The following is a 3401-nucleotide window of genomic DNA, read 5'->3' as shown; positions in this document are numbered from 1 at the left end:
TTACGGAGGAGAGAGATGAGAATAGGGGAGTGGATGAGGGGTTTATTGCTCTGTGCGGGGTTGATGATGTGCGGGGTGGTTCATGCGGACATATCGACGGTACCGGACGAGACGTATGATGCGTTGAAGCTGGATCGAGGTAAGGCGACCCCGAAAGAGACGTATGAAGCGCTGGTCAAGCGTTACAAGGACCCGGCGCATGGAGCGGGGAAAGGGACGATGGGAGATTACTGGGAGCCGATAGCGATCAGTATATATATGGATCCCAATACTTTTTACAAACCACCGGTATCTCCCAAAGAAGTTGCGGAACGCAAAGACTGCGTGGAATGCCACTCGGACGAGACCCCGGTATGGGTAAGAGCCTGGAAGCGCAGCACCCACGCCAATCTTGACAAGATTCGCAACCTCAAGTCGGACGATCCCCTGTATTACAAGAAAGGGAAGCTGGAAGAAGTTGAAAACAACCTGCGCTCGATGGGCAAGCTTGGGGAAAAAGAAACCCTCAAGGAAGTAGGCTGTATCGACTGTCACGTTGACGTCAACAAAAAAGACAAAGCGGATCATACCAAAGACATCCGCATGCCGACGGCGGACACCTGCGGAACCTGTCACTTAAGAGAATTTGCCGAACGTGAATCGGAACGGGACACCATGGTCTGGCCGAACGGACAATGGCCTGCCGGACGCCCCTCCCACGCACTGGACTACACAGCCAACATCGAGACCACTGTTTGGGCAGCGATGCCGCAACGTGAAGTTGCCGAAGGTTGCACCATGTGTCACACCAACCAGAACAAATGTGACAACTGTCATACCCGTCATGAATTCTCGGCGGCGGAATCGCGCAAACCGGAAGCCTGTGCCACCTGCCACAGCGGGGTGGATCACAACAACTGGGAAGCGTACACCATGTCCAAGCATGGCAAACTTGCCGAAATGAACCGTGACAAATGGAACTGGGAAGTCCGTCTCAAGGACGCCTTCTCCAAAGGTGGACAGAATGCACCGACCTGTGCAGCCTGCCACATGGAATACGAAGGAGAATACACCCACAACATCACCCGCAAGACTCGCTGGGCGAACTACCCGTTCGTTCCGGGCATTGCAGAGAACATCACCAGCGACTGGTCGGAAGCCCGTCTGGACTCCTGGGTACTGACCTGCACCCAGTGTCACTCGGAACGGTTTGCCCGCTCCTACCTGGATCTGATGGACAAAGGCACCCTGGAAGGGCTGGCCAAATACCAGGAAGCGAACGCAATCGTACACAAAATGTATGAAGACGGCACCCTGACCGGACAGAAGACCAACCGTCCGAATCCGCCGGAACCGGAGAAACCTGGATTTGGTATCTTCACCCAGCTGTTCTGGTCGAAAGGCAACAACCCTGCCTCACTCGAACTGAAAGTTCTGGAAATGGCAGAAAACAACCTGGCCAAGATGCACGTTGGACTGGCTCACGTCAATCCGGGTGGCTGGACCTACACTGAAGGCTGGGGTCCGATGAACCGTGCCTATGTTGAAATCCAGGACGAATACACCAAAATGCAGGAACTGTCAGCCCTGCAGGCCCGTGTAAACAAACTGGAAGGCAAGCAGACCAGTCTGCTCGACCTCAAGGGAACCGGAGAGAAAATCTCCCTGGGAGGCTTGGGTGGTGGTATGTTGCTGGCAGGAGCCCTTGCTCTGATCGGCTGGCGCAAGCGTAAGCAGACCCGAGCTTGACCGCACTGACAACCGACCGGCGTGCACAGACACGCTGGTCCGGCCGACTCCTCCCGTCACTGGGGATATTACTGGTGACGGGAGGTTTGGTTTTACTGACCTGGTATACCTGGCTGGTACTGACTCCGGACACAGCGCCGTACCGTTATCAACAGGTAACCACTGGCAATGCCAGTGAATATCCCGAACTGGAACTGGACACCTGGCCTGATCTCACTATCAGCCAGTACGACATCCATGTCGAAGGTACTGAACAACCGGTTGCACAAGCCTGGTTTGGCCAGCGCGCAAATCAACCGCAAGTACTGCTCAACTGGAAGAACCAGACGAGAGAACCCCTCCTGGCACTGGACCAGAAAGCATCCGAACTGAGTGCTCTTGCAGCTGCGATCGACAAACACGCCTCCCGTGATGCCCTGCTGCTGGGCTGGTGGGACACCTCACGCCAACTGGCCCTGCTCACCGGACGGGATGTACTGTTTCATACCCCGTTACACGAACCCCTGATCATCCCGCCGGAATGGCAGCCCCATGAACAAGCCATTCGCGCGTATGAAAACCAGCAGGCTGGCACCCCGGCTGACCCACAGGAACAGGAATTGTTCATGCGCTTTGCACAAAGCCTGGTGAATCCGCCGGCAAACGGACTGGACGACCTGCGACAACTTGCCGGCACGCGGGACACCTACCTCATCGTACACGTCAGCGACCTGTACAAACTCGGCCTGATGTACCCGGACAAATTCGGCATTGCCTACAAGCACTACCGCATGACCGGCAACCTGCATGGCATGATCAGCCACCTGAAGACCGAAATGCGTACCCGCGGTTACTACACCTACACCCTGCAATCACTGTCGGACGAACTCATCCGTGCTTTCTTCCTGATCGACGAAGCAAGCTATGACACCCTGCTGGCGAAACTGCTGCCGTTTACCAGCCAGCCATCGCCGGTGGAACGCACTTCACCGCGACTGATCTACCAGCAAGGCGGATACTGGGTATATCATCTGACAGCAAAAGCACCGGCGCACAATACTTTGCAGTCGGGAAAAGACTCTAATGAAACGACGGATTCAACCGTTTCGGTCGATCAGGTACAATGACGAACTGGGAAAACGAAATGTAACCCGTGTTCAAATATCAATGAGAGGAGAGACCATGAAAATAATGATAGCCTGCGGGCTGGTTGCTGCAGCTTTGTTCACACTGACGAGTGGACAAAGTCTGGCAGCAGACGCCCCGTTTGAAGGCCGCAAGAAATGCAGTTCCTGTCACAAAGCCCAGGCGCAATCGTGGAAAGACACAGCGCATGCCAAAGCGATGGAATCGCTCAAGCCCAATGTCAAGAAAGAAGCCAAACAGAAAGCCAAACTGGATCCGGCCAAGGACTACACCCAGGACAAAGACTGCGTAGGTTGTCACGTGGATGGATTTGGTCAGAAAGGGGGCTATACGATCGAATCGCCCAAACCGATGCTGACGGGTGTAGGCTGTGAATCCTGCCATGGACCTGGACGTAACTTCCGGGGAGATCATCGTAAGAGCGGGCAGGCTTTTGAGAAATCGGGCAAGAAAACGCCTCGCAAAGATCTGGCAAAGAAAGGACAGGACTTCCACTTTGAAGAACGCTGCAGTGCGTGCCATCTGAACTACGAAGGTTCACCGTGGAA

The 3401-nt window shown here is 54.8% G+C and carries 3 protein-coding genes; all 3 read left to right on the top strand.

Annotation, left to right across the window (positions count from 1 at the left end):
- The first annotated feature begins 15 nt into the window (after positions 1-15).
- Positions 16-1728, top strand: a complete 1713-nt coding sequence (locus B5D58_RS13325) for a hydroxylamine oxidoreductase (protein WP_011111571.1) — start codon at positions 16-18, stop codon at positions 1726-1728.
- Complete coding sequence (gene haoB, locus B5D58_RS13320; protein WP_011111570.1) at positions 1725-2834, top strand: hydroxylamine oxidation protein HaoB; 1110 nt, start codon at positions 1725-1727, stop codon at positions 2832-2834. Before B5D58_RS13325 ends, haoB begins: the two co-directional genes overlap by 4 nt.
- 55 nt (positions 2835-2889) lie before the next feature.
- Positions 2890-3401 (top strand): cytochrome c family protein (locus B5D58_RS13315; protein WP_074671391.1); only part of this gene is annotated, 512 nt, incomplete at its 3' end.

It is taken from the genome of Nitrosomonas europaea, assembly GCF_900167395.1.
Taxonomy (GTDB): domain Bacteria; phylum Pseudomonadota; class Gammaproteobacteria; order Burkholderiales; family Nitrosomonadaceae; genus Nitrosomonas; species Nitrosomonas europaea.
Note: the sequence above shows the minus strand (reverse complement) of the source record. Positions and strands in the feature narration are given on the sequence as shown.

What these genes read in the sequence shown, in the direction of transcription:
- B5D58_RS13325 (WP_011111571.1), top strand. Translation starts at nt 16, where the DNA reads ATGAGAATAGGGGAGTGGATGAGGGGTTTATTGCTCTGTGCGGGGTTG.